Annotated in this window: 26 protein-coding genes and 1 pseudogene; 14 read left to right on the forward strand and 13 right to left on the reverse strand. The window is 57.8% G+C overall.

Features of this window, described 5'->3' with window-relative positions; translation table 11 throughout:
• Positions 1-157 precede the first annotated feature (157 nt).
• From CYB_RS01710 to CYB_RS01720, 3 genes are all read left to right on the forward strand, one after another.
• The gene (locus tag CYB_RS01710) at positions 158-1,285 is read left to right on the forward strand and encodes a hypothetical protein (RefSeq protein ID WP_148202677.1); all 1,128 of its coding nucleotides are present in this window, start codon (positions 158-160) and stop codon (positions 1,283-1,285) included.
• Positions 1,286-1,638: 353 nt separating this feature from the next.
• Positions 1,639-2,244: a precorrin-6Y C5,15-methyltransferase subunit CbiT gene (gene cbiT, locus CYB_RS01715; RefSeq protein WP_011432027.1), complete on the forward strand. Its 606-nt coding sequence runs from the start codon at positions 1,639-1,641 to the stop codon at positions 2,242-2,244.
• 197 nt (positions 2,245-2,441) lie between these two features.
• The gene (locus CYB_RS01720; RefSeq protein ID WP_011432028.1) at positions 2,442-2,660 is read left to right on the forward strand and encodes a hypothetical protein; all 219 of its coding nucleotides are present in this window, start codon (positions 2,442-2,444) and stop codon (positions 2,658-2,660) included.
• Between the two features lie 617 nt (positions 2,661-3,277).
• Here the strand turns inward: CYB_RS01720 and ubiE are convergent.
• The 3 genes from ubiE to CYB_RS01735 form a co-directional block, all read right to left on the reverse strand.
• Positions 3,278-4,054: a bifunctional demethylmenaquinone methyltransferase/2-methoxy-6-polyprenyl-1,4-benzoquinol methylase UbiE gene (gene ubiE / locus CYB_RS01725; RefSeq protein WP_011432029.1), complete on the reverse strand. Its 777-nt coding sequence runs from the start codon at positions 4,052-4,054 to the stop codon at positions 3,278-3,280.
• 106 nt (positions 4,055-4,160) lie between these two features.
• Positions 4,161-4,964, reverse strand: coding sequence for a hypothetical protein (locus CYB_RS14655; RefSeq protein ID WP_148202678.1), 804 nt, complete (start codon positions 4,962-4,964; stop codon positions 4,161-4,163).
• 57 nt (positions 4,965-5,021) lie between these two features.
• Positions 5,022-5,300 (reverse strand): hypothetical protein, encoded by a 279-nt coding sequence (locus CYB_RS01735; protein WP_041436124.1) that lies wholly within the window; start codon positions 5,298-5,300, stop codon positions 5,022-5,024.
• Between the two features lie 75 nt (positions 5,301-5,375).
• On the opposite strand from CYB_RS01735, the gene cobU reads away from it, so the two are divergent.
• From cobU to CYB_RS01750, 3 genes are read left to right on the forward strand one after another with little or no spacing between them, the layout of a single operon-like run.
• Positions 5,376-5,933 (forward strand): bifunctional adenosylcobinamide kinase/adenosylcobinamide-phosphate guanylyltransferase, encoded by a 558-nt coding sequence (gene cobU / locus CYB_RS01740; protein WP_011432032.1) that lies wholly within the window; start codon positions 5,376-5,378, stop codon positions 5,931-5,933.
• Positions 5,934-5,970: 37 nt separating this feature from the next.
• Positions 5,971-6,450 carry a CRR6 family NdhI maturation factor gene (locus tag CYB_RS01745; RefSeq protein WP_011432033.1) on the forward strand — a complete coding sequence of 160 codons (480 nt, stop codon included), beginning with the start codon at positions 5,971-5,973 and terminating at the stop codon, positions 6,448-6,450.
• Positions 6,432-6,989, forward strand: coding sequence for a hypothetical protein (locus CYB_RS01750; RefSeq protein WP_238376853.1), 558 nt, complete (start codon positions 6,432-6,434; stop codon positions 6,987-6,989). The genes CYB_RS01745 and CYB_RS01750 overlap by 19 nt, the downstream gene beginning before the upstream one ends.
• Before the next feature lie 418 nt (positions 6,990-7,407).
• Here CYB_RS01750 and psbA read toward each other — a convergent pair whose 3' ends face one another.
• The 4 genes from psbA to CYB_RS01770 all read right to left on the reverse strand — a co-directional run bounded on the left by psbA (position 7,408) and on the right by CYB_RS01770 (position 12,963).
• Positions 7,408-8,472 carry a photosystem II q(b) protein gene (gene psbA / locus CYB_RS01755; RefSeq protein WP_011432036.1) on the reverse strand — a complete coding sequence of 355 codons (1,065 nt, stop codon included), beginning with the start codon at positions 8,470-8,472 and terminating at the stop codon, positions 7,408-7,410.
• 107 nt (positions 8,473-8,579) lie between these two features.
• Positions 8,580-11,123: a UPF0182 family membrane protein gene (locus tag CYB_RS01760; RefSeq protein ID WP_011432037.1), complete on the reverse strand. Its 2,544-nt coding sequence runs from the start codon at positions 11,121-11,123 to the stop codon at positions 8,580-8,582.
• 4 nt (positions 11,124-11,127) lie between these two features.
• Positions 11,128-12,570, reverse strand: coding sequence for a TIGR03279 family radical SAM protein (locus tag CYB_RS01765; protein ID WP_011432038.1), 1,443 nt, complete (start codon positions 12,568-12,570; stop codon positions 11,128-11,130).
• Between the two features lie 108 nt (positions 12,571-12,678).
• Positions 12,679-12,963: a DUF2103 domain-containing protein gene (locus tag CYB_RS01770; protein ID WP_011432039.1), complete on the reverse strand. Its 285-nt coding sequence runs from the start codon at positions 12,961-12,963 to the stop codon at positions 12,679-12,681.
• A 77-nt stretch (positions 12,964-13,040) separates the two neighbouring features.
• Between CYB_RS01770 and CYB_RS01775 the strand changes: the two genes are divergently transcribed.
• From CYB_RS01775 to CYB_RS01800, 7 genes and pseudogenes are all read left to right on the forward strand, one after another.
• Complete coding sequence (locus tag CYB_RS01775; protein WP_202943706.1) at positions 13,041-13,718, forward strand: molybdenum cofactor guanylyltransferase; 678 nt, start codon at positions 13,041-13,043, stop codon at positions 13,716-13,718.
• 32 nt (positions 13,719-13,750) lie between these two features.
• Positions 13,751-15,892 carry an FAD-dependent oxidoreductase gene (locus CYB_RS01780; protein WP_049749553.1) on the forward strand — a complete coding sequence of 714 codons (2,142 nt, stop codon included), beginning with the start codon at positions 13,751-13,753 and terminating at the stop codon, positions 15,890-15,892.
• 375 nt (positions 15,893-16,267) lie between these two features.
• Positions 16,268-16,451, forward strand: a pseudogene (locus CYB_RS15615) (hypothetical protein); the annotation flags it as partial.
• 46 nt (positions 16,452-16,497) lie between these two features.
• Positions 16,498-16,836 carry a hypothetical protein gene (locus CYB_RS01785; RefSeq protein ID WP_011432042.1) on the forward strand — a complete coding sequence of 113 codons (339 nt, stop codon included), beginning with the start codon at positions 16,498-16,500 and terminating at the stop codon, positions 16,834-16,836.
• Between the two features lie 84 nt (positions 16,837-16,920).
• Positions 16,921-17,262: a histidine triad nucleotide-binding protein gene (locus CYB_RS01790; RefSeq protein WP_011432043.1), complete on the forward strand. Its 342-nt coding sequence runs from the start codon at positions 16,921-16,923 to the stop codon at positions 17,260-17,262.
• An 84-nt stretch (positions 17,263-17,346) separates the two neighbouring features.
• A complete protein-coding gene (locus CYB_RS01795) occupies positions 17,347-17,997 on the forward strand; it encodes a precorrin-8X methylmutase (protein WP_011432044.1) in 651 nt (216 codons plus the stop codon).
• A 659-nt stretch (positions 17,998-18,656) separates the two neighbouring features.
• Positions 18,657-18,968 carry a hypothetical protein gene (locus CYB_RS01800; RefSeq protein ID WP_148202679.1) on the forward strand — a complete coding sequence of 104 codons (312 nt, stop codon included), beginning with the start codon at positions 18,657-18,659 and terminating at the stop codon, positions 18,966-18,968.
• Between the two features lie 118 nt (positions 18,969-19,086).
• Here CYB_RS01800 and CYB_RS01805 read toward each other — a convergent pair whose 3' ends face one another.
• Both CYB_RS01805 and hflX read right to left on the reverse strand, forming a co-directional pair.
• Positions 19,087-20,835 carry a diflavin flavoprotein gene (locus CYB_RS01805; RefSeq protein ID WP_011432046.1) on the reverse strand — a complete coding sequence of 583 codons (1,749 nt, stop codon included), beginning with the start codon at positions 20,833-20,835 and terminating at the stop codon, positions 19,087-19,089.
• A 115-nt stretch (positions 20,836-20,950) separates the two neighbouring features.
• Complete coding sequence (gene hflX, locus CYB_RS01810) at positions 20,951-22,717, reverse strand: GTPase HflX (RefSeq protein WP_011432047.1); 1,767 nt, start codon at positions 22,715-22,717, stop codon at positions 20,951-20,953.
• Positions 22,718-22,912: 195 nt separating this feature from the next.
• Between hflX and CYB_RS15305 the strand changes: the two genes are divergently transcribed.
• Positions 22,913-23,047, forward strand: coding sequence for a glycoside hydrolase 100 family protein (locus CYB_RS15305; protein ID WP_238376854.1), 135 nt, complete (start codon positions 22,913-22,915; stop codon positions 23,045-23,047).
• A 134-nt stretch (positions 23,048-23,181) separates the two neighbouring features.
• On the opposite strand, the gene CYB_RS14250 is transcribed toward CYB_RS15305, so the two are convergent.
• The 4 genes from CYB_RS14250 to CYB_RS01830 form a co-directional block, all read right to left on the reverse strand.
• The gene (locus tag CYB_RS14250) at positions 23,182-23,613 is read right to left on the reverse strand and encodes a DUF488 domain-containing protein (protein ID WP_011430421.1); all 432 of its coding nucleotides are present in this window, start codon (positions 23,611-23,613) and stop codon (positions 23,182-23,184) included.
• The gene (locus tag CYB_RS01820; RefSeq protein WP_011432050.1) at positions 23,610-24,227 is read right to left on the reverse strand and encodes a DUF488 domain-containing protein; all 618 of its coding nucleotides are present in this window, start codon (positions 24,225-24,227) and stop codon (positions 23,610-23,612) included. The genes CYB_RS14250 and CYB_RS01820 overlap by 4 nt, the downstream gene beginning before the upstream one ends.
• Positions 24,224-24,907, reverse strand: coding sequence for a dual OB domain-containing protein (locus CYB_RS01825; protein ID WP_011432051.1), 684 nt, complete (start codon positions 24,905-24,907; stop codon positions 24,224-24,226). Before CYB_RS01825 ends, CYB_RS01820 begins: the two co-directional genes overlap by 4 nt.
• 66 nt (positions 24,908-24,973) lie before the next feature.
• Positions 24,974-25,930 (reverse strand): ABC transporter permease, encoded by a 957-nt coding sequence (locus CYB_RS01830; protein ID WP_011432052.1) that lies wholly within the window; start codon positions 25,928-25,930, stop codon positions 24,974-24,976.
• Positions 25,931-25,934: the final 4 nt, after the last annotated feature.

Consider the following 25,934-nt stretch of genomic DNA (forward strand, 5'->3'; position numbering starts at 1 on the left):
ACCTTCCATCCACTCCCCACACCTGCAACTATACCAACCTGCTTTCGGAGCAGCCTGGGAAGGAGCGCAATTCCGCTCTTGCCTGCAGGGCTGGGGGATGATGGGTAGAGGCTCGCCCCTTCTTCTTCCTGCTTGTTCTCCGGCGAGGTATCTTGGGATGCCCAGGCCACCGGATCTCCTAACCCTGGCCCGAGCTGGACACGCCCAGTCGATTGTGCAGGTTGTGCGGATGGAGCTGCTGCGGCGTCGCTGGTGTGCCCGAGTAGACTTTGCCGACGAGACCCTGCACGTCCACCTGCTGGGATCCCTGTACCAGCCTGCGCTCTCCCCCCAAGTTGCTGCTGCCCAACTGTTTCTGATCTTGAAGCAACTGCGGATCCCACGGCTGGATCAAGTGGAGATTTGCGCTTTCCGCGGCTCACGCTTGCTCTGGCGGCAGAGCCTAAAGCTGGGATCCCGGCAGCGTTGGGATCGGTTTTCCTTCGATAACTGGGCAGTCAACGCCTGGGCTTACCCGGCTGCGTTTGCGGTGGCCCTGATGGTGAACAACATAGGCTTGTTGCAGTTGTTGCATTTGCCTCTTCACATTTGGATCCACGAATTTGGCCATGCCACCGTCGCCTGGTGGAGCGGGTATCGGGCTTTGCCTCTGCCCATCGGCTGGACAAGCGTTAGCTCGCAGAGGGATCCCTTTGTGTATTTTGGAATCCTCTTTTTACTGATTCTACTCTTCTGGTCAGCCCGCAAGGAGCGGATTGGGTGGCTGCAGGTGCTGGCCATCTTTCTTGCTCTATTGCAGTTTTACATGACCTGGCTGATGCCCAATCGCACCTGGGAGATGTTGTTTGTCTTTAGCGGCGTTGGAGGAGAATTTTATCTCAGCACCTTTTTGATGGCCAGCTTTTATTTTCCCCTGCCAGATCGTTGGCGATGGGACTCTTTGCGATTTGTCGTGCTGGGGATCGCGAGCAGCAACCTGTGGAGAAGCTTTTGGGAATGGCACAGCATCAGACTGGGATTGGCCGAGGTTCCCTGGGGAACTTTGTTGGGCGGCCAAGGAGATGCCAGGGGGGATATGAACCGCCTAAACTACGACTTTGGCTGGAGCACCGATCAAATCATCCAAACCTACACTTTTTTAGGAAACCTGTGTGTCTTATTCGCATTGAGCCTATACGTCCTATTCCTGTTGCGAGCAAACGATGAGACTTGGCTGTATCTGCGAGCAAGGTTTATTCTTTGGATGAATGGTTTGATAAGCTCCAGTTCAAGCAAACCTCCTTAAGATCCTCCTATAGCGATCATTATCCCAACCACAGCTTTTTTCGGCAGCGCCAGCTACATCCAGTGCAAAACTAGCTCTCGGGTAACAGGGATCCCGCTTGTCTCCAGAACTTCCCTAGTGTCCAACTCGATTCCTCAAGGGGGCAGGATCATTTTGGTTTTGGACTGCAGCTTTGCCGGTTGGGAATTGCTCCAACCACTCCGTTGAGCTCAGAGGGCGTTTGTGGTGCCCATCTGGGCAATGACTGGGCGGGAGAAGCGGCACCCCTATCAGGTTGGAGATGGCCTGTTGAGCATTCGCTCTATGCTGAGGGATATGTATAGACAAACTTCCTCTGCAACGGTACTTTACCCATGTCAGCCGCCTTCTCTTGGCCCTACCGCACCCCAGGGATCCCAGACTCTGCCTTTGAACGCATCCCAGGGATCCCGATGAGCCCTCGTGAGGTGCGCGTGTTGGTGCTAAGCCAGTTGCGCCTGGGAGAGAACCACTGCCTGTGGGATATCGGCGCCGGAACCGGCACAATTGCCATTGAAGCGGCTGTTCTATGCCCCAAAGCTCGCGTGATTGCCATCGAGCGAGATGCCGAGGTAGTCAGCCTAATCGAGAGCAATTGCGAGAAATTTGGCCTCACCAACGTGCAGGTGATTCAAGGTACTGCCCCCGATTGTCTGCAACACCTTTCTCCGGCACCGGATCGCATCTGCATTGAGGGAGGCCACCCCCTACGCGAGATCTTGGAAGCCTGCTGGAGCCATCTCAGCCCCAACGGGCGGGTCGTGGCGACGACCAACTCTTTGGATGGGCTCTACGGCCTTTCTGCCGGCCTGGCCGCTGTGCGGGCTCATCATGTGGAGGTGATTCAATCGGCGGTGAACCGCCTGGAACACCGCGGTCGGACTCAAATGCTGCTGGCACTGGATCCCACCTTTGTTTTGAGCGGAGAAAAAATGGGCTAAGTTTTGTGTAAACTGTTTACATTTTTTGGTAAATCTTTTCCTAAGGTGATGGATAAAAGTGGATTGATTTATCTCGGCTGTCTTAGAACCAGCAGAAAAGATTGGGTCACCCAAACCTTAAGCTATACTGATATTTCTCGATCCCAAACTCAAATCTGCTTTTATACCAGATAAGAGAGCTGGGAAACCCAATAGCTATGGATCAATTCCAACACCCCTTTCAGGAGTCACGGGAAGTCAAACTGCGGCAACTGTTGATTCGGGAGCGCTGGCCGGAAATGCTGAAAGGCTGCCGGGCTTGCATCCATTGGGACGACTTCAAGCGACCGGAATGCTGTGGTGATTGCGGCATCGGGGATCGACGCAGGCAAGCAGTAGCCGAAGAAAGCCCACCCAGCAAGTCCCCAGGCATTTAGGGTTCGCAAGCTTCCCAAATTGGGATCCCAGCTCCTGCAGTAACTTTGGTAGTTTCTATTGAGAACTTTTACTCAGGGAGTTTTACCTAAAAACCGGGTCTCAAGCCCGGTCTTCATACCTGCCTGCGGCGGAAGCAAGCTGGCAAAGTGGGGAGGCAACGAGCGCCTCTCCCAAGATTGCTATGTCGTCGCTCCCTAGCCTCTCATCTTGCCCTCATTGGCCCCCTGCTTCCGCTTCTCAGAGGCAGCTCCCCAGCAACCTCAAGGGGGGCAGGAGGATCCATATCAATTTCTACACCAACCCAGTTAGCGACAGGGTCGGCGACAAGCCTCAAACCCTGATTCTTCCGTTGACCCGGTCGATCCCGCTCTGGGCAAGGGTTTCAGGCCCCTCGGCGGAGAAAAATAAGGGGAAATTGCAGCCGTTCGCGCCAGCGGGACGGAGTCCTTAAACGAGACCCTGTCGATCTAGGCCCCTGGATCCCGCTCTGGACAAGGGTTTCAGGCCCCTCGGCGGAGAAAAATAAGGGGAAATTGCAGCCGTTCGCGCCAGCGGGACGGAGTCCTTAAACGAGACCCTGTCGATCTAGGCCCCTGGATCCCGCTCTGGACAAGGGTTATAATCGGGGAGAGTCGCTTCCCTTCGGGGAAGTGGAATTAATGGAATTAATGGAAACAATACGAAACTTCTCAATCACCAGTACCCCCATCATGCCCCACGCTAGGGGGTAGAACTTGGCACTGGCAAACCCTGCCTGCAGGGCCATTTGTCGTTGCTCTTCTCCAGAGGGAAAGCGATCTAGGCTGGGATCAATGTAGGCATATTCGGATCCCAGTCCCAAAGTTTTGGCCTGGGCGACCACCTGAGTGTTCAAGTACCAGCGCTGAAATTGTTCGCAAAGAGGGATCCCTGTGGGGCGGTGAAAATCCAAAATGGCGGCACGACGTCCTGGCTTCAGTACTCGCCTAATCTCTCGCAAGGCTTGGGGAATATCGGTTACATTGCGCAAGCCGTAGCCCATGGTAATGGCATCGAAGCTACTGTCGGGAAAAGGTAAGGCCAAGGCATCTCCCAAAACCCACTCCAGGGAGTAGCCAGGGAAGAGCCGGGAGCGACGCCGGGCAATCGCCAGCATGGCGGGAGAGAAATCTAGGCCCACCACATGTCCCCTTCGTCCTACTCGGCGGGCCAACTGCAGAGCCAGATCACCGGTTCCACAGCACAGATCCAGCACATATCCTCCTGAGCTGGCGCCCGACCAACGCACGGCCATACGCTTCCAAACCTGATGGAGGCCCAGGCTCAAGGTTTGGTTGAGGGAGTCATAGTGGGGAGCAATGCGGTCAAAAAGCGCTCGGATTTCCTCAGGCTGTTCAAAGGTTGGGCTAGGCACCTCTTCTCAACTCCACCTCATGTTCCCCGTACAAACTTTGTTGCTCCTGTTGCTCCGCAACGCTACGTGACCGGATCTGTGGTCTGAAGCTAAAGGAAGAGGGGTGTTACGGCGGCACTGGGATCCCACTGGCTCCCACTCGGTGGCGGCGGCTGGGGTAATCAGCCAAACTCAGGGACAGGGATCGGGATCCGGCTAGGCTCGAGGCTGGGATGCGGATGGTTCCCTGGAAGACTTGGCTATTGGGGGGCAGCTCCCCCGGCAAACCTTGGGTGAGCGCGTTGATTGACCGTCCATTGTCGTCAGTAATGTTCAGGAAGCTATAGAGAAAGCGCACCGTCTCTGCCGAGTTGTTTTGCATAGCTACATTCAGAACCACTTGGCTTCCCTCGCGACGAACCGAAAGCACCTGCATAGAGACCTGTCCACTGGCGGCAATTGGTAGGGGGGGCGGAGGTGGTGTGGGCGCCGGCGGGGCAGGAACTCCGTCCTGCTGACGCGGACGGGGAGCTGGAGGAGATGGAGTGGCGGGGCGAGGAGTTGGCGACGGGGCCGCCGCCAATTCAGGAGACAATCTGGGGGTGGGTGTTGGAGTGGGAGTTGCAACCGGCGTGGGTGCTGGGGTAAAGAGGGGGGTGGGAGTTGGGGACGGACGAAGGCTGGCTTCGGCTGCTGCAATTACCTCAGCCTCGTTCAGCAAAGGCACAGTACGGGGATCCCGAACTTCGCGGGAAGGAGAAGCCCGACCGGCGCCGGTGGCGGGAGAAGAAACCCCCGATAGAGCTCGCTGACCAAATAGGTAGCCCAGACAAGCACTCAACACCGTTGTGAAGAGAAACGCGCTCAGCCAGAACAGCACCCCCGAGAATGTGGAGGCGAACTCCTGAGACGGTTTGGCCGGTCTACGCAAAGGCTGTTAACTCCTGCTGCTAGTTCGCTTTCCTATGATACGAAAGTGACAGAGAAGCTAGGGGTTCTCGACCGGGGCAGAGTTTTTGCGTTGTTGCTCATGGGCCTGTAGCGGGGCGCTGTCTAAGTTGGGCAGCCGCTCCCCCAGCCACCAACCCGGATCTTCCCAGCTCAGGGATCCCAGCCATTTCCCGGCCCGATCTGCCAAGACCAAGCCCAACAAAACGGGAGCAGTGGTGATCCCCAGCGCTAGGCTGAGCCAGAGCGGTTGAGCAGATCGAAAAGAGGCCGAAGCAGCCTTTTGTTCAGGCGGAGATATCGGCTTGGGATCTGTCATGGTCGAGCTTTTGAGCCTGAAGTTCAAGTGCGCTGTTGTTAGGTTAATCTCAAGCGTCAGTGGATTTCCAGCGTAATGTCGATTGTGCTGATCTGTGGCCCTGTGCGCTCTGGCAAAAGCCGGCTGGCAGAGGGTTTGGCTGCGGCTTCGGGCTTGCCGGTTATCTACCTGGCTACCGGGCCGAAACCCGATCCCAAGACGGATCCAGAATGGGCAGAGCGCGTTCAACAGCACCGGCAACGGCGGCCTTCCAGTTGGCAAACTTGGGAAACCGGGAGGGACTTGGGGGCAGAACTGCAAAAGTTGCCCCAGCCCTGTTGTGCGCTGGTGGATTCGCTGGGGGGATGGGTGGCGCAGGGCCTAGACTGTCCCTCTTCAGAATGGGATCCCTTGGTGCAATCCTTCTTGGCAACCTTGCAAAGCCATAGAGGGGAGATCCTCCTGGTGTCTGAAGAAGTGGGCTGGGGGGTGGTGCCCGCTTACCCACTGGGGCGGCGGTTTCGGGATCGGATGGGGGAACTGACCCAAAGGCTGGCTCCCCTGGCCGACCAAGTGTTTTTGGTAACGGCAGGTTTTGCCCTCGATCTCACCCGCCTGGGGATCCCGGTGGCAGGCAAGATGGAACAGAGCTGAGATAAGCTGCATTTGCAAGCCAGATAGCTGTGTTGCCGTGCCGATTACCCTCTACCTTCCTGCCAAGGCCATTCAAACTCTGGATCTCACCCCCGGCCATGAGCTGGTGAAAACCTTGATGGCCGATCCCGTGCGTGCTGCCCAGCAGGTGCAATGCGCCATCGATTGGCCGCGCAGCCCTGAGGATCCACGGGAGCTGTCCGAGATCCCGGAGGTGCGCCTGTGGTTTATTCGTTGGGATACAGTCTACCCCTGGATGCCCTACTTTCTCAATTGGCGCCAAGGAGAACTCGCCCGTTACGCGGCTATGATGGTGCCCCACCAATTCAACCCTCGGGAGGGTATTGTTTACAACCCAGAAGCGTTGGAGATCTTTGTCTATCAGAAGATCTTTGTGTTGATGCGGTGGTTTAAGCAGCAGAACCTGGGATCCGTTTCCATGCTGCGGGATATGGCTTTGGTGTTTGGCTTCGAGATCCAGCCGGAGTTTCTCGCCCTATGGGAGGCAGAGCCATGAAGGTGATGGTGGCCAACACCTGGCCGGGGATCCCAGGAGCTACGGCAGTGGCCGACGCTTGGCAGCAGGTGGTTCAACGCCCTTGGGGCCGGCTCAGTGTGGATCCCACCCCTTCGGAAGCTCAGCTCAAGGCTCTCTGGCAACAGATCTCCGAGTGGGCAGGAGAGAGAGATCCCCTACTGGTTTTGCCGGGCAGCGTTGCCGATCCCATAGGGCCAGGCCAAACTTGGGCGGATCTGGCCCATGCGTGGGGGTTGAGCTTGCTGCTGACGCTGCAGCGGGAGACCGCTCTGAGCCAAGCTGCTGCTTTTGCCGCCCTGTTACGCCAAGCCAGGGCCCGTGGTTTGGGATGGGTGCTGGTTGGATCCCTGACCGAAACTAGGGATCCCCAAGCCTTGGAAAAGCTGGATGCAACTTTGATCCCGCGCCTGGAAGCCCAAGTAGGAATGCCGGTGTTGGGGAGAATGGCTCTTGATGGGCAGATCCTTTGGGATCCAGATGCCCTGCTGCTCTGCAATGCTGCCCAACCAAGGAACTGAGCGCCACCCACTGATCCCTGCGGCTCGAACCGTTCCTGATACATTCACGCTGAACTCTCCTGAACATGGTTCAGGAAAGAAGCGATCGCATCCTGCCTATCTCTGAGCAGGAAGGCGGTATCCCGCAAAGCCCTGAGGAATACCCCCCGAGCGCTTTCCCCCTTCACTTCCCGGCAACCGTTGCGGTGGACTCAAGGATCAGGGGGAAACTTGGTCTACTATATCCCTCTCAATGACTTTTGCCAAACCGCCTAAAGCTCAGTAAATTCAGCAAAGTTCAGGGTTTTGGGGGTTAGAGGCATGCTCTTCACTTGGAGGGTAGGCGAAACTTCATTCTTGTTGCTAGGGAAACCACAAAAAAATCCCCCAGACCAAGCTGGGGGATCCACCAATGCTGTTGAAGCGTCAGGTCAGGCCATCAGCCACGCACCGCAGGCGCTACCTCCACCGCCGCCAAATCCAGCGGGAAGTTGTGCGCATTCCGCTCGTGCATCACTTCCATCCCCAGGTTGGCACGGTTCAGCACATCAGCCCACGTCCCAACCACTCGACCGTTGCTGTCCACAATCGACTGGTTGAAGTTGAACCCGTTCAGGTTGAACGCCATGATGCTGATCCCCAGCGCCGTAAACCAAATCCCAATCACCGGCCAAGCCGCCAGGAAAAAGTGCAGGCTCCGGCTGTTGTTGAACGACGCATACTGGAAAATCAACCGGCCAAAATACCCGTGCGCCGCCACAATGTTGTAGGTCTCTTCCTCTTGCCCAAACTTGTACCCCAGGTTCTGAGACTCCTCTTCCGAGGTCTCCCGAATCAGGCTCGAGGTCACCAACGACCCGTGCATGGCACTAAACAGCGCACCCCCAAACACGCCAGCCACGCCCAGCTGGTGGAACGGGTGCATCAGGATGTTGTGCTCTGCCTGGAACACCAGCATGAAGTTGAAGGTCCCCGAAATCCCCAGGGGCATCCCATCCGAGAACGACCCCTGCCCAATCGGGTAAATCAAAAACACTGCTGTGGCCGCTGCCACGGGCGCCGAGTAAGCCACCGCAATCCAGGGCCGCATCCCCAAACGGTAGCTCAGCTCCCATTCGCGTCCCATGTAGCAGAACACCCCAATCAAAAAGTGCAGCACAATCAGCTGGTACGGACCGCCGTTGTACAGCCACTCGTCCAGTGAGGCGGCTTCCCAAATCGGGTAAAAGTGCAGGCCAATGGCTGCCGAAGAGGGCACTACAGCCCCAGAAATGATGTTGTTCCCGTACAGCAAGGAACCGGAAACGGGCTCGCGGATGCCGTCGATGTCCACCGGCGGAGCCCCAATGAAGGCGATGATAAAGCAGGTGGTGGCAGTCAGGAGGGTGGGAATCATCAGCACCCCAAACCAGCCAATGTAAAGGCGGTTATCGGTGGAGGTGACCCACTCGCAGAACTGCTCCCACACGTTGCTGGTTGAGCGACGTTGGATAACAGTAGTCATGAGGACAAACTTCCCTAAGGAAGCGCGAAGATTGACAACCTAAACTTAAAACATCCGTTAAGTTTCGTCAACTACCTGCCTCAAAAATGAGGAGGGGATCCCTTTCTCTATCGGCTGCCCCTCGGCAGAAAGAGGGCTTCTAAGGCCTGGCCGAGAGTCGGTTCCATCACCACCCGGTCTTCGTAGGCAGCGATCACCCGGGTGAGCTGAGGCAAGCGGCCCTGTTCTGCTTCGATGTAAAGGGGCTGAACATAGAGCAAAGAAGTCTCGATAGGAATGACCAGCAGCGTGCCCAGGTTCACCCGCGACCCATGCTGGTTCCAGAGGGAAATTTGCTCGGAGATTAAGGGATCCTGATTGACCCGTGCTTCCACCTGTTCCGGGCCATAGATGAGCCGTTGCTTGGAAAACTCGTACACCAGGAGCTTGCCGTAGTTTTCCCCGTCGCAGCGGGCCGCTATCCAAGCCACCATGTTCTGCTTGTTAACAGGGGCATAGGGGGAGAGGAGGACGAACTCAGGAGTGTGGTTTGCAACCCCTTGGGGATCCCTCGGCAAGGTGAGAATGAGATACTGCGGCTGCATGGGAATGCGCCGTCGATTGCGGAACTGGCCGGGGATCTGCCATTGATCCTCGCGGTTGTAGAAGAGGCGGGGATCCGTCATGTGGTAGGTGGCAAACTGCTGCGCTTGCAGGCGGAAGAGGTCTTGGGGATAGCGGATGTGTTGCCGCAGCGGCTCCGGCATTGCCTCCAGAGGCTTGAAGAGGGTGGGGTAGATGCGGGCGTAGGCTTGGATGAGGGGATCCCGAGGGTCGGCAATGTACCAATCGATGCTGCCGTTGTAGGCGTCCATCACCGCCTTGACCGAGTTGCGGATGTAGTTGAAGGGAAAGCCGGGCAGGTGCTCCGAGTAGGGGTAGCGGCTGCTGGTGGTATAGGCATCGAAAAACCAGTAGAGCTTGCCGCCTTGAATGACCAGGTAGGGATCCCGGTCGTAGAGCAAAAAGGGCATCACCCGACGGATGCGCTCGCGGATTTGGCGGCGATAGAGAAAGCGGGTGGCAGAAGATAGCTCGCGGCTGAGAAGGATGCGCAGATCGCCAAAATGCCAGGCGTAGAGAAACCGCTGCCAGAGGTGGGGAATGGGCACGCCACCGCTGCCCCGGTAGCTGCTGTACACATAGCGCTCTGCTGCAGGGTAGTCCAACTCCCGCGCCTCAGCGCCCACGAAAACATCGGTGGTGGTCAGCTCGCCATAGTAGAGGGCCGGCTGCTCCACCCGCAAGACGGAGGCCACCTCAGGGTAGCGGGGAGAAACCCGCGGCGGGATATCCGATAGGAAAAAATCCGGCAGGCCTTCAGGGGTCACCACATTCACCGGGCTGAGGGTGAGGCCATAGCCGTGGGTGTAGAAAAACCGCCGGTTAACCCAGGTTTGGGCGGCGGGGGGTACCTGGGCAAAGTCCAGCTCGCGGGCGGCATGCATAACTTGGCGCAATTCTCCCCCAATGCGGTAGCGATCCACATTCACATAGGGAAATTGGTAGTAGGGGCGGATTTCTTGCAGTTGGCGGTAGGTGGCCAATAGGGGATCCGCATCCCAGAGGCGCACGTTGCTCAGGGTGGATTGATTCTGCTGCAGGATCTCCCAGGTGAGGGCTCCCCCTTCCGGGAAGGGTTGGACTTCGACATCGGCCAGGCCAAAGCCAGCACGGGTAAAACGGATGTTGTCCTCGATGTAGGGGCGCTCCAGCTCCAGCTCGTTGGGGGTGACCAAGAAAGTTTGCACCAGTTGGGGATAAAGTTGGGTGGTTAGCAGCCCAAACCCCAGGTAGGCCCCCCAGAGGATGGCCGGCGCCAGGAGAGAGCTGGCCCAGGAAGGGCACCAGGACTTGAGGAAAGGAAGGTTGAGGCGGATCCCCTGGCGAGCCAAAGCCCAGAATCCCACCGCCGTCAGGCCTGCCACCCCGCTCATCAAGGTCGTGGCCGGCAAGGTTGCATGCACATCGGCAAAACCGGCCCCAAACACAACGCCGCGGGTGGAATAGAGCAGCTCGTAGCGCTCCAGCCAATGGCCCCAGGCGCGAATGAGAAACAGGGATCCCCCCAGGATCAGCAAGTGCCGCTGGGCATAGAGAGAAAGGGCCAAGGTCAGCCGTTGCTCGGAAAGCCCCAGCTCTACCAAGTAGATGAGGACAACGGCAATCAAGGTGAGCAGCACCAGGTTGAAGCACCAATGCTGCAGCGTCTCCCAGAAAGGCAGGCTGAAGAGAAAAAAGCCGAGATCGCGGTTGAAAATGGGATCCGACTCCCCGACGGGCCCCTGGTTCAGCCAGAGCAACAGCGTGAACCAGTGATTGGAAAGAGACCCAGCAAAGAAAACACTCAAACCTGTGGCAATCGCCCAGGCCCCAGCCAAGGTTGCCCCCCGCCAGCAGGAGCAGATGTTGGATCCCGTCACCGCCAGGGCAAAGAGGAAAGCGCCCAGGCCCAGCCCCCAGCGGGCAATTACCCGCGTCCACAGTACCGGCAGAGCATGCAGCTCGGCAAACCAAGCCAGATCTACGTAGAAAGCCGCCAAGCCCGTGATGGCCAGGATCCCCAGCCCCACCCCCAGCAGCAGAAACAATCCTCGCCGCAACCTCTGCATCGCCTCAGGATCCTCGGCTCAAAGCTGTTCTTGGTCGCGTCAGCGGTGCAGTTTCCCTTCGCCCGAGCGTTGCGGAACAACACAGGGTGCCGTAGGCATAGCCCTGTTCTAGCTGTTGCACCGCCTGCACCAAGCCTGCCGGCCCGCCGTCCACCCGCACCACCGGGATCCCCACCTGGGCCTGCACCTCTTGCCAGGTCAGATCGTCCAAAAAGCGCTCCCCGTCCTTGAGGGCGATCTGGGGTAGCAATAGCCCATCATAGTCCGCCAAGTTTTCCACAGACTTCAGGGCATCCAAGATATCCTGCCCCGTCAGCAGCCCGGTTACCGTCAGGGTTTGTCCCCAAAATTGGCTGGCAATAGGCAAAAGATCCAACTGCAGCCCGCGGATGCGGTTCATCTGCTCCACCACAGGCTGGAAGGCTTGCTCTACGGCATTGCCCACCACCCACAGAACCTTGAGGGGAGAAGGGAGCTCAGGCGGCAGTTTGAGCTGCTCGAACTGGCTGAGGAAAAGCCGCAGGGAGCCTACCCCGTTCCCCAGCTGCGGGTAATCTTCATAGTGCTCTGCCGGTGGCAGTTCCCGCCCGGCCAGCAGATACCACTCATCGGCCAGCCAGGCAAAGGTGGATCCCAATGTTTGCCGAAACCCGACCTGCAAAGTTTCCACCTGCCGGATCACTTCTCGGGCCTTGGCCGCATCGACAGGAACCAGCTCATCACCAGGGGGGCGAAAGCGCGTCAACCCCACCGGCACCACTGCTGCCGAGAGGACGGTGGGGATCCCGTCTACGGGCCGGCGAAAGGCGGCCAAATCGAGGAGTGTGCGGGTGAGGTGATCCCCATCGTTCCAGCCTGGGCAGACCACCACCTGTGCGTGCAGTTGCAAGCGATGCTGGCGAAACCAGGCCAACTGCTCCAAAATCAGGCCAGCCCGCGGGTTTTTGAGCAAGCGGCTGCGCAGCTCCGGGTCGGTAGCATGCACTGACACGTAGAGGGGAGAAAGGCGCAGGCGAGCGATGCGCTCCCATTCGGCAGCAGGCAAGTTGGTGAGGGTGAGGTAGCTGCCGTAGAGAAAGCTGAGGCGGTAGTCGTCGTCCTTGAGGTGCAGCGTTGCCCGCATTTCCGGAGGTTGTTGGTCGATGAAGCAAAAGGGACAAGCGTTGGCGCATTGGATCAGGCCATCGAACAGGGCCGTTTCAAACTCCAGCCCCAGATCCTCGTCGATCCCCTTCTCCAGCTCAACTGTGCGCGGGATCCCTTGGCTATTCAAGATCTCCAGGCTTACACACTCCTCAGCGATCAGGAAGCGGTAGTCGATGAGATCGCGGGGGCGTTCGCCGTTGATGCTGACCAGGGCCTCTCCAGGTTGGATGCCCACTTCTGCTGCCAGGGATCCCGGCAAAACAGCGCTGATACGGGCGGGCTTGAGACTAGCACGAGACATAGCTAACTCATCCTCAACTGATGTGCCATTTGCCCCAGCAGGACGAAGTTCTGGGTCGGGACAGCGTTGCGGAGCAATAACGAGGCTCGGTTGACTACAAACAGTTGACTACAAACAGCGGAGAATAGCCGCCTCTAGCTCGGTTTGGCTGAGATCCGTTACCACAAACACCTCTTGCACGCTGCTTCCCTTGCGGGCCACCAGCTTGTACCCGCCCCGGATCGGCACCGAAACCCGCAACTGCAACTGGGGGATCCGCCCACGGCTGCAGGACAGAGCGCCCGGCGTCACGGTTTTAATGCCCGCCTGCCGGGTCAGGCGTTCCAAAACAGGGATCAACCCTGAGATATGGGTAGAGTGGTTCCAAACCAGACGACCAGAGGGCTCAGACATAGCGGCCAAAGTGAGGAGAGGATGGGATCCCTATCCTATTCCTCCACAAATACCTGCTGCTCGTTGTGGAAAACTGGATGTCCAAAATGCCTGAAGATTCCCCGCCTGCGGTCGTGGCTCTGATCTTGGCCGGGGGCAACAGCCGCCGCATGGGATCCGACAAAGCCCTGGTGCTTTGGGATGGGATCCCCCTGCTGCGACGGGTGGCTCAGGTGGCAGCAGCCTGCGCCGACGCGGTTTACATCCTCACCCCCTGGCCGGAGCGCTATGCGCCGGTGGTGGATCCCGGTTGGCACCTCTGGCGGGAAAACGTTCACAGCCGCGACAGCGTTGCAGAGCAACACCGAGGCCCGCTGCTGGCCTTTCAAGAGGGGATCCGGCGGCTACAAACCTTGGCTGCTCCCCCGGAGTGGATCCTGCTGCTGGCCTGCGATCTGCCCTGCTTGCAGGAGCAGGTTCTTGGGGATTGGCGACAGCGCCTTGCCACCCTGCCCCCTCAGACGGTGGCCGCCCTGCCCAAAAGTCAGCGGGGCTGGGAGCCCCTGTGTGGCTTCTATCGCCTGGCGCAGCTAGGTTCTCTGGAGAGTTTCTTGCAGGCAGGAGGAAGATCCTTTCAGGGCTGGTTGTCCCAGGTGCCAACAGCCATCCTGCCCCTGACCGTTCCCGACAGCGGGACGGAGTCCCTTGAGAGGATGCTCACCAATTGCAACACCCCTGCAGATCTGCAGCTGGGGGGAAACCTGGGTAGGGGGTGATCCCTGGGATCGGCAAAGGGAGGGATCCCCTCATGTCACAATGGGTAAAGATTTGCTCGGTTTCTTATCTCGGCGCCGTGCTTACTTCCCTTTACTACCGCGAGATCCCTTGCCCCGATAGTGCTCAAGTGCTGCGCTGGCTACAGGAGTGTATCCCCCTGCCCCAAGGCAGCCAGAAGGTTCTTACCCCCACGGGCCTGCGCCTACAGGGATCCGGCGCTGAGCTGGCCCTTTTCTTGTGGTCGGGGCTGAACACTACCTATCTCAAGGTGTTCCAGTGGTCGGAACAGCCCTTCCCCCGCCAAGCTCGCTGGCTGGGAGAGCTGGAACAGGCCATCCAAAGCCAATTTCCCCACCGCTACCCGCAGTTGCCCCAGATCGACCTGAACCGGGGATCCATCTTCGATCAGCTTGAGCCTTTCTACCCGCAAACGGTGAAGTATTTTCGGCGGATCCCCAATGGAGAATTTGACCTGCAGCGGGTGTACTGGTGGGAAAAGCGCTGGCGGGAAGAAGTGCAACATTGCCACGCAGCCCACCGCCCTGCTCAGCCGGTCTTGTTTCGCCAGCCTGGCCCTGAGCCGGCCCCGGTGGAGTGGGATCTGGCCATCGTGGGAGGAGCGCTGGGAGCCATCTATGGAGCGGCCATGGCTCGCTTGGGCTACCGCGTGGCCTTGGTGGAGCGACTCCCTTTTGGCCGCATGAACCGCGAGTGGAACATCTCCCGGCGGGAGCTGCAAACCCTGGTGGATTTGGGCCTTTTGAGCGCCGAGCAGATGGAGAGCTTGATCCTGCGGGAATACACGGATGGGTTCAACAAGTTTTTTGACGGCAATAGCCCGGTTCGCGCTCCCGTTTTGCACACGCCGACGGTACTCAATCTGGCCATTGACGCGGAAAAGCTATTGCAGCTCTGTGGCCAAATTCTCACTTCCTGCGGGGGAGCTATCTACGAGCGCACCGAGTTTCAGCGGGCCTATGTTGGCGAACAAGGCGTCACGCTGGTTTTGAAGGATTTGCCCACCGGCGAGGAGTTTCGGCTGGGATCCCGCCTTGTGGTGGATGCTATGGGAACAGTCTCTCCCATTGCCCAGCAGCTTTACCGCCATCGGGCTTTTGATAGCGTCTGCCCCACGGTGGGGGCTACCATTGCGGGGGGGTTTGAGCCAGGGGTATGGGATCCCCAGTTTGGGGACATTCTGGCCAGCCACGGGGACATCAGCCGCGGTCGGCAACTCATTTGGGAGCTGTTCCCCGGCCCAGGCGAAGATCTTACCTTTTATCTGTTCCACTACCACCAGGTGCATCCGGAAAACCCCGGATCCCTGCTGGAACTGTACGAAGATTTTTTCACCATTCTGCCGGAATACCGCCGCTGCGACCCGGAGCGCCTGCAGTGGAAAAAAGCGACCTTCGGCTATATCCCCGGACGATTTGGCCAGCCCCGGCACCCTGTTCGCGGCAGCGGGGCGGAGTCTTCGGAACCCTTTGACCGGATACTGCTCATAGGGGATGCGGCGGCTATGCAATCGCCCCTTAGCTTTACCGGCTTTGGATCCCTGGTGCGCAACTGCCCCCGCCTGTGCGATCTGCTGGATACGGCGCTGCGCCACGACCTGCTCAGGGCTGCAGACTTAGCCCAGATCCGGGCCTACCAGGGCAACTCCGCCGTCACCTGGCTCTTCTCGCGGGGGATGATGGTGCCCACCGGCAAGGTGCTGCCCCCCGAGCGCATCAATGCCACTCTCAACAGCTTTTTCGGCATTCTCGCCACCGAGCCGCCGGAGGTGGTGGACGATTTCATCAAAGACCGGGCTGGCTGGCTGGCCTTTAACCGCATGGCCATCAAAGCTGCCCTGCAAAACCCACGGCTGCTGCTGTGGATCTGGGAGGCCGTAGGGGCCAAAGGCTTTGCCCAGTGGCTACCCACCTACCTCAGCTATACCGGCCTGGCCTTGACCTCTGCTTTGCTCAGGGGCTGGCTTCCAAATCTGCTGCGTCGCCTGCAGCCCTGGCTAGAAGCGCGTTACCCCCGCCTGTGGCTGCGCTGCCTGCAGTGGAGCTACACCCTCACCTATGGGGTAGGGCAGCCGCGCATCCAGTTTCAACTCCCCCCCACTCAAGAAAAGACCCAAGACGCAATACCGACTTGGGTAGGATCCCTGCAGCAGTGACATACTCCCGCACTCACGCTGATGCACAGAGGGCGGGGCTCCCCGGCGGTCTAGCTAAATGCACCGGACACCAAGGCAATAGCGCTGTCGCCGTGATCCCTCAATAAGGTCTCTATCTGCCGCTCGCGTCAGCAGGGCAGCGTTTTTTCCGGCTTGGCAGCTTGCCCAAGTTGGGTATAATCAATGCCTAATCAGAGATCGACGGCAGTTGGGAAGGGATCCCGACTTCAAACCGGTCGAGAGACTGCTGAACCCCATTTTTTGAGAACCCTTATTTTCGCAAAAAGTTAGGACTGAGCCCAGTCGCGTCAGCGTTGCGGAGCATGACTCTAGTCAATAATAAGCTCAACTATACTGAAAATAATGTATAATATGTTCAGTACGGATTACTACCAGTTGATCTTTCTGTTTACTTTCGAGTCTGCCAACATGGTAGCCAAAGCAAAGCAGAAAATTGGTAGTAAGACGACACGGAAACTGCGCTTTGGGTATTCTACTCAAAGCTTTGCGGGATACCGCCATTCTGGTTGGAAACAAACAGAATGCTATCGCTGCATAGTTGAACAGTGATGTTCAGCAGTGTTCAGCATAAATGTATCAGCAACATGGTTTACACCTTCGAGATCATCGGCATTGCCCCTGCTCTACAGTTCTTTCATCAGCAACAGAAGCTGGCCCAGCGGCCCTGTGGGGTGGAATACCTGGGTACCAGCTCCTGCACCCTCGATGCGTTGCTGGGATCCGTGGAGGAAGTGCCGGCCCGGCGCGGCTGGGACTTGGATCAGTTGGTCGACGCTGTTATCCGCTTTTGGTGCAGCAACCCCGATTTGGTCAGTATGTGGCGCTCTCGTTTTCGCGATGCCGGGCGAGATGCGCTGTTGGTCTCGCGAGTGGGGCATATTCAATCACTGCGGCAGGAATTTGAATGGCTGCTGAAGCAGTAGATGCCGAGCGCCACTCTCGCCACCTGGGTAGGAGAAGGCGCGGTTAGCAGGTAGGCTAGGGGCAGAACTGGTTTGTGAGCACCCATGAGCGACACAGTTTTCGGCAAGATCATCCGCAGGGAGATCCCTGCACAAATCGTTTACGAAGACGATAGAGCCCTGGCCTTCAAAGATATTGCCCCCCAAGCCCCTGTCCACATTTTGGTGGTGCCCAAAGAGCCCATCCCCGGCATTTCCCAGGCCAAGCCCGAACATGAGGCATTGCTGGGACATCTCCTGCTGACCGCTCAGCGGGTGGCTGCCGAGGCAGGTTTAAATAAAGGCTACCGATTGGTGATCAACGAAGGAGAAGACGGCGGGCAAACCGTCTTTCATCTCCACATTCACGTTCTGGGCGGTCGGGGGATGGGCTGGCCCCCAGGTTGAGCGATGGTTTTTCCCACCCATTGGAGCCTCTGCAGGTACAATCCTGTCATTACGGAGGTAAACAGCGGGCGGGGTCTGGGATCGATGGAGTGGCACGTAACCGATGCAGAGAGTTTGATGATCATCGACCAGGAGGTGGGCAAGCACGAGCTTTCTCCTGCTGAGTATGAGGTGGTTCGTCGGGTTATTTATGCTACTGCCGACTTTGAGTACTTGAACCTCATCCGTTTTGGTAACGAAGCCTTACAGGCTGGGGCGGCGGCCTTGGCAGCGCGTACCACCATTGTGGTCGATGAGCCGATGGTGCAGGTGGGCATTGCCTGGGCTGTTCAGAACACCTTTTCCAACCCCATCTATTGCAGCAGCGAAGCCATTACCCGCCCCCAAAGGGACAAGACCCGCTCCGCTTGGGGCTTGGAAACTCTGGCCCAACGCTACCCTGAGGCGATCTTTGTGATTGGCCAATCCCAGACTGCCCTCTCCACCTTGGTGCAGCTGATTAGAAAGAAGGAGGTGGCCCCTGCTCTGGTCATCGCCACGCCGGCTGGGTTTGTGAACGTGGTGCAAGCCAAGCAGGAGCTAGCCGATTCCATGGTGCCCCACATCCGCACTGAGGGACGCAAAGGAGGCCCGGCAGTGGCTGCAGCGGTGTTGGATGGCCTGCTGGACTTGGCTTGGCACGCCTATATACGGGTCAGCAGCGCAGACTATCCTGGCAAATCCGCGGTTTCATGACATGCTCCTTGCCCTTGGGCACCGTTCGCGGAAACAAGCCAAAACTTTGGCACTCAAAGCACATTTTTTCAGCAGTTGACTGCCCTGCCGCTGAAATCTCGCTTGGGACACCGCGCTTTATGGTCGTTTCAGTTTAGGGTGAGACGCCTGGACTACCGATCGCGCCAGCGGGACGGAGTCCTTGAAAAGCCTTCTGGCCTCGTGCATTCAATCATTCACTGTTTGAGGTGTGGGTGCAATGTCCTAGTTTGAATCGAAGTTTGAATTGAAATGACCATACACCCCTATAGTCAGTTGCTCTAGCGGTGCGGATGAGCTGGGGGCCTCGCAGCACTTTTGGGTCAAGAGTGGGTCTGCTGATCCAGATCACCCAGCCAAGGGGATCCCGAGCACCCGGCCTTCAAGTCGGCATCGGCAAGATGGGAGCTGCGCTCTCAGTCCTGCCTCTTCAGAAAATGGCCTGAGAGACGACTGGGTTGGGCCTATGGAGGGATCTTCCCATGCGGTGTGCCATCTTCTTTTGCTGGCTTGCCTGGGTTTTTGCGCCGGGGGCTTGGGCACAAGCTGAGCCATGCCCGGTGGTCGTCCTTTCGCCCTCTTCACAGTTGCAGTTGTCAGAATCGTCAACACTTGCCTCTACTCTCTCGACAGCCCAGAAAGTGCTCCACACTGCTACTGCACTCGACAAGGCAGAGGTTATCGCTACGCAACATTTTCCCGAACCGGTCAGCCCCTACCAGCGCTGGCGACAGAGGTATGCCCCCTCGGATCCCCTCTCTTCAGGTTTGAACAGCGTCCCTTATCGGCCAGCCCAGCAGGGATCCCAAAGGATTCAACAGGGAACAGAGGGGCTGCCCTTAGGGCCTGCGACCCGCCAAGGGGAACAGCTGGAGCAGATCGGGATCCGCCTGGGAGAAGACAGCCCTTTTTTCCTACATCCCAGTGGGTTGGTCTATCGGCAGTCCTATTGAAGTTTTTGTGAGTCTGTTCGCTACAGGGATCCCAGCTTCCCCAGGGAGAAGGGCTGGGAGTGAGAAATTATCTCTCACTTCTCTCTTCTCACTGCTCACTATCAGTATTAGTACAGTATTAGTAATGATTCCCTACCTTGCGGTGGTGGATGGCGGTGAGGCCCTCTGGGCTGGAGACCCGACCAGCTTCTAGGGTGCTGTACACCACCCAGTGATCGCTGGTTTCCAGGCGGCTCACCACACGGCACTCCAGGTAGGCCAAAGCATCGGCCAAGATGGGGGATCCGTTGGCAGCAGGGTAGGTCTTGATCCCGGCAAAGCGGTCGGCTCCCGGTGGAAATCGCTTCAGGAAGTGGCGCATCAAGGGTTGGTAATGGCCTTCTTGCAGCACATTTAACACGAAGGTATCTCCCACCTGCAGGAAGGATTCGATGGCCCGATCCTTGGCCACCGCAATGCTGATCCCTGGCGGATCGGTGCTGGCTTGGGCCACCCAGGAGGCAAGCATGGCGCTGGTGGCTTGCCCTTTGCGGGCAGTGATGATGTAGAGGCCATTGCTGATGCGGCCCAGGGCGCGATCCAAGTCGGCATCCAAGGCTTTCATCTGCTGAATGTTGCGATCCCGCGTCAGCCACTGCCCCAGATCGGTACCTGCTTCTTCGGCCAGTTGCAGCAGGGCCTCGCCAGCAGGCTGCTTGAGCAGAATGGGGGCAAACACCTCTTTGGCGCCGATTTCTTGCAGTGTGTTGCGGCAGAGGTACACCGACTCATCATCTTCGCCGCCCGACTCAAACAGACCAAAGCCTTGCTTGCTGTGGGCAGAGGCCAGCAGGGTTTTCAGCAGCACTTGAGTGGTGGCGGCCTCAGGCCCTGATTGGGGCGGCATGCCTATCACCACACCGGCGGCCAAGCTCATCAGCTCCCGCACCTCGTGGGCATCCACCAGCCGCAAATCTGCCAGCTCCACCTGGATGCCGGTTTTTTGGATCCCGCGGGCAATGGCCTGGGCCAAGGTTTCCGCCTGGCCATAGCCGGACAGGTAGAACACTGCCACCAGGCGCTCGGCTTTGGCCTGCTCCAGGCTCCAGGTGCGATATTGCCCCACCCAGTCGGACAGGTGATGGCGCAGTAGGGGGCCGTGGCCGGTAGCAATGGCAGCGATGGGCGGCAAGGCTTCCATGCGCTTCAGGGCGGACAACACCGAGCGGGCGTTGGGCCCCATGAGGCAGTCGTAGTAGAGCTTGAAGTCGGCCTGCAACAGGTGGGGATGTTCGTCCCAGGCGAAATCGTCGCAGTAGTGCATCCCAAACACGTCGCAGGTGTAAAGGATCTGGGTGCCGTGGTCGTAGGTGAGGATGGTGTCGGGCCAGTGCAGGTTGGGGGCCGAGATGAACTCCAGAACGTGCCCTTTGCCCAGATCCAAGCGATCTCCCTGTTTCACCACCAGCCGCCGGAAGGGCCGATGCACCAGATCTTCCAGAAATTGCACCGCCACCTTGGAGGCCACCACCGTCATCTGGGGCGCCAGCTCCAGCAGATCCCCAACCAGGCCGCTGTGATCTGGCTCGGTGTGGCTGACCACCAGGTAGTCGATCTGGGCAGGATCTAGGATCCCTTGCAGGCAATCCAAGTACAACTGGCGAAACTTCTCGTGGGAGGTGTCGATGAGGGCCACCTTCTCGCCGCGAATCAAGAAGGAGTTGTAGGTGGTGCCGTTTTCCAGAGCAAATTCGATATCAAATCGATCCCGATCCCAATCTTGGGAGCGAATGGCAAGGGTGTCGGCCCCGATGGGCAGAGTTTGCAGCGTCAGATGGGGCTGGGCCAGGCGAGGTGCGACTTGAGGTGCAACTGCAGTGGTGGCCATGTTCTCTCCCTAACTTTAAGTCGGGTCACAATCCTGATCTCAATGTAACTGAATGTTTATGTTGACGGCGGATGAAGATGAGCTATGCAGGTTTGGAAATCCTTATGGAATGCTTTTAGGGATCCTTGGGTTCCTGACTATCGAAGGGGTTGGGGCTTAGAACTGCAGCAAATTGGGCCAGGGTGTGGTGCAACTGATCCAGGTTTTGGCCGGTGGTGGCGGAAACAAACAGGGCTTTGGGGTAGAGCAGGCGCACATCCTCTACCCATTCGGGATCCAGGCGGTCGATTTTGTTGAACACCAGTTGCCGGGGGCCGGTGGCCAAGGGCAGCTTGTCCAGCAAGGTTTCCACCGCCTCGATCTGTCCTTCCCAGTTGGGGTGAGACAGATCCACCACATGCAGCAGGGCATCCGCTTCCGTCACCTCTTCCAGGGTGGCTTGAAAGGCATCCACCAGTTGGTCTGGTAATTCGGTTAGGAATCCCACTGTGTCGGTCAACAGCACCGCCTGCTGGTCGGGCAGCTCCAGCCGCCGCGTGGTGGGATCCAAGGTGGCAAAGAGTTGGTCGGCCACGTAGACCTGGGCATGGGTGAGGGCATTGAGGAGGGTGGATTTGCCGGCGTTGGTGTAGCCCACCAGGGCCACCACGGGAATTTGGGATGCCTCGCGCCGTTGGCGCAGCCGCTGGCGGTGGCGGCGCAGCTCTTCCACCTCTTGCCGCAGCTTGCTGATGCGCCGCTGGATGGCCCGCCGCTCCATTTCCAGTTGGGTTTCCCCAGGGCCACGGGTGCCGATGCCCCCACCTAACCGAGACATGGTGCGACCGCGACCGGCCAGGCGAGGCAGCAAATACTGCAGTTGCGCCAGCTCCACCTGCAGCTTCCCGGCTCGGGTTCTGGCCCGCTGGGCAAAAATATCCAGGATCACCTCGCTGCGATCCACCACCCGCACCCCCACCGCCTCTTCCAAGGTGCGCACCTGGCTGGGGGTGAGTTCCCGGTCGAACACCACCAAGTTAGCGCCCAGATCCTGGACCAGCAGAGCCAGCTCTTGCACCTTACCGGATCCGATTACCGTGGCCGAATTGGGGCCTTCCCGCCTCTGCCAGAGGGCTTGCAGCACCTGTCCGCCGGCACTCTCCACCAGGCGGCTCAGCTCCGCCAACCCATCCATGAGATCCTCGTAGCTCTGCCCGGACTCCTGCAGCCCCACCAGGATGGCCCGATCCTGATCCAGATCCACCTGGCGGGCGGTCACTTGGCGCCGAAAGCCATCTTCTAGCTCCGCCACCAGCTCCTGCAGATCCTGTTCCGCCAGGATCCCCAAAGGCAAAGGCTCAGAAACCTGCCAACGGCGCTCTCCCTCCGGCAGCAGATGGGCCAGATAGGCCCGGTGAACAAAGCCCGTAGCCGCTCCTCCCCGGCGTCGGTGCCCTCCTGACTTGGACACGGAAAGGGTGATGAGGGCATCCAAACGCTGCAAAGCCATGGCCGTCAGCGCTTTTTGACCGGGGCCCCCCTCCCCCATTTGGGTGGTGATGCAGCGGATCCCGGATAGGCGCTCGGCCCCCTGGCGGGGCAATTCCCAAGCGGGAATCTGGGTTTCAAAAGGGGATCCCACCCCTACGCGGATCACCTGGCCGCGCCGGTTGAGGTAAACGCTGATGGGCTGACCTTCCAGATCTTGGGTCAGGGATCCCAGCCGTTGGGCAAACTCCACCGTCACCAAGCGGTCGGGGGGTAGGCGCAGTTGATAGAGCCGTTGCAGTTGCTTTTGTTGGTGGGGCTTTAACCCTTTGGCCTGTTCGGGAAAGCGTCGTGGAGCGATAGCAGAGCTGAAGCGGGGGTCGGTCTGATGGCGAGAGGTGCTAGCCCTGGGCATAGGGACGGGGAAAGACCCAAAAACAAGCTTTCATCTACCATACACGCTAGCTGCCCGCAGGAACTTGGGATCCAAAAGCAACGGTGGCAAACACTGGCCCAGTGTTGCGGGGGCAACAGTACGGCGATGTCATCAGCAACGGGTGCAACATTCAAACCAAGGTCATTCCCGAACAAAAGTAGGCGGAATACTTCCATGACCCAACAGAGGTACGCATGGGGCAGCCAAACCCAGACGATCACAGGCTTCCTGCTCGCCCATCATCTGCTCAAGGTCAACCCCAAAGATGTCAATGTGTTGGATCTGCCCAAGCTGGGATCCCTGTATTGAGCTTGCTGTCGGTGAGAGAGTTTCCAAATCGGTTGGGCAGTCAGGGATCCCTTTCGCTCCGTGTTGCCGGAATCCTGCTGCAACTCGGAGTAGCTGCATAAATCGGAAAAATCCGTAGTGCCAGCTCTTAGTTATCATAGATGCACGATTTCAACATCACCCCATTTTCTGTGCAAATATTCAGCAACCAGCCTACGATGACAGTGCTCAGGAGTAGCTTCACTACAAAGCAGACACCCTCCATCGAGAATACTTTTATCCACTTGATCTTCAATGCGACGCTCGGCCATCAGCGACAAAAACTGTCTCTCGTAGTTAGACCATTCACCACTGGCTTTGTAAGCATCGAGAATCTCTTGAGTTGGTGCAAGTTCCGGCAAATGAACATATCCAAGCTTGCAGATCTCGTGAAGAAAAAACTCTAGATCCCTCTTTTTCGTGAATCCCGCCAGTTGCGAGGTGTTATTAAGTCGAGTATCAACAACTCGAACCAGACCAGGCTGTTTTAAGCGATTAAAAAATTGCTCTGCACTTTTCTTCGTAAACCCTATCGTAAATATCTTCATGGCCTCGCGCTCCGCTCATCACTTTTTGACATTTTCTCATCTCGATAGGCGACACGCCTGCCTTGAATGAGATAGGCTTCGGCTATAAACTCTTCCCGACTTCTAAACAAGTCCCCCTCTGGAAGTTTGCAAAGGGCAAGAAGACGAGATTCTAGAGCCTCATGAGTCTCCAAAGAGCCATTGGCCAAGATGTGGTTGACCGGAATCCCACTTTGAAAAAGTTTACGCGCCACCAGCAACGATCTATGACATTCAATAGGGTCTTTCTCAGCACACATCAGTGCGATCCGATACCGACTAGAACCTTGGATCAGACGGTCGATCCCTTCGAGGAAGGCTGGCTCATTTGCCAGTCGTTCATACTGAATCCTACCCTGATCATAGCAGCTCGGATTTTCGCTACGTCCTCCCAATTCTTTGCCCAGAAAGACGTAAGCAATACCTGCTGCCGCTAAAGCACTTTTCAACTTTTCTTGTGAATATTGAGGGACGTAACGGCTATATGGACGTGAGCGAACGTCGCCAATACCGGTGATGTTGTACTGGCGCAGTAAGTCTATGAAAAAATCAATCTCGTGGTTTGAGTGACCAATCGTGTAGATCTCTGATTTCATATGAGTCGACCTGAGTAGAGAACAGCCGCTATCAGCTTGTAGTAATAGCCCAAGTAGGGATCGCTAAGGCTAACACACAGCACCGGATCGGGGATGTCATATTGACCGTCTTCGCCCATTAGGAAATCCCGTTCAATCACAGGATCGGTAACATCCATGCAGTATTTTACTCCCTTGTATACAAACTCGCCGCGTACTCTACGCTTAGAATTCGGGTATCCTGGTGCCTTGTAACCAACCAACAGACGCAAATGCTCGACCGGTACAAGGTAAAGAGAAACTCCGCTTTCTCGCCCGACACTTAACCGGTTGTTCCACCCAGCATAGCTGCTCTCGCCAGTGCCCCAGAGATTCTCAGGGTTGTCTAGCCAACTGTTGATATCCTCCCAAGGCAGGTGGCCAACTTTTTTCCAGCGGTGCTTTGGATTGATAACGTGGTTCTCCCTCTGGTGAGGTAGTGGCTGAGGTGTATCACAAGAGACACAGAGAATATCAAGAAGTTCTGGGTCGCCACCGCTCTCGTAGTACCTCTCATGTTCAGAGACCTCATGTGACGGGCGGCTGCTGACAGGACGCACCCATTCTCCTGGCTCTCCGTTCTGCCATTCCTTGCCGGCAATACAGCGACCGGCCATTTTTCTGGAGTTGGCGAAACAGACAATCGTCTTGACGTAAGACATACAGGCTTCTGGGGCAAGGGCAAAGGCTCAATAGGAGTAATTTTCGGCTTCTTGAAAGTCCAGTAGTCAAATCCGTTCTTCAGGGCGAAAGGGGATTAAAAGGGCGCGGGGCGCTTTGGCACGGCGAGAGACCAAAATCAACGCCACAATACTGAGCAGATAGGGCAACATTAAGAAAAACTGATAGGGGATCCGGCTACCCCAAAGCTGCTGAAGGCGCAATTGCAAAGCATCAAACCCGGCAAACAGCAACGCTCCTCCTAAGGCTCGCCACGGATCCCAAGCGGCAAAAACCACCAGAGCAATGCAAATCCACCCCCGCCCATTGACGATATTGAAGAAAAACGCATCGAACGCAGAGAGGGTTAAAAAAGCACCGGCCACGGCCATAAGAGCGCTGCCCACCATCACCGCTCCGGTACGAACGGCATAGACCGGGATCCCCTGGGAAGCGGCAGCCTGGGGATTTTCTCCAACCATGCGCACGGCCAGGCCCAGCGGAGTTCGGTAGAGGATGTAGGCCATGAGGGGCACCAGGAGAAGGCTGAGGTAGGTGAGGGGCGGCTGGGTAAACAGGGTTTCTCCCAGAAAGGGCAGGCTGGAGAGACCCGGGATCGGCCAAGGGCTGAAGGGGACGATTTTGGGAGGAGAGGTGACCTGGGGCAGGACCATGCGATAGACAAAATAGGCGGCATTAATGGTCAAGAGGGTGATGCCGATGCCGGTGACGTGCTGGGAAACCCCAAGGCGGACGGTCAACAGGCTGTGAATCAAGCCCACGCCGGCACCTAGGGTGGCAGCAAAGGCTACGCCCCACCACAATCCGGATCCCTGATAGACCACCAGCCAACCGGTCATGGCCCCCAGGGTCATGATCCCTTCGATGCCCAAATTGAGAACGCCGGCCCGCTCACAGAGGACTTCGCCCAAAGTGCCAAAGAGCAAGGGAGTGGCAATGCGCAGGGTGGCCACCCAAAAGCTGGTGGTGCTGATTAAGCTGATTAGACTCAGGAGTGCAGACACGGGT

The organism is Synechococcus sp. JA-2-3B'a(2-13), assembly GCF_000013225.1.
Taxonomy (GTDB): domain Bacteria; phylum Cyanobacteriota; class Cyanobacteriia; order Thermostichales; family Thermostichaceae; genus Thermostichus.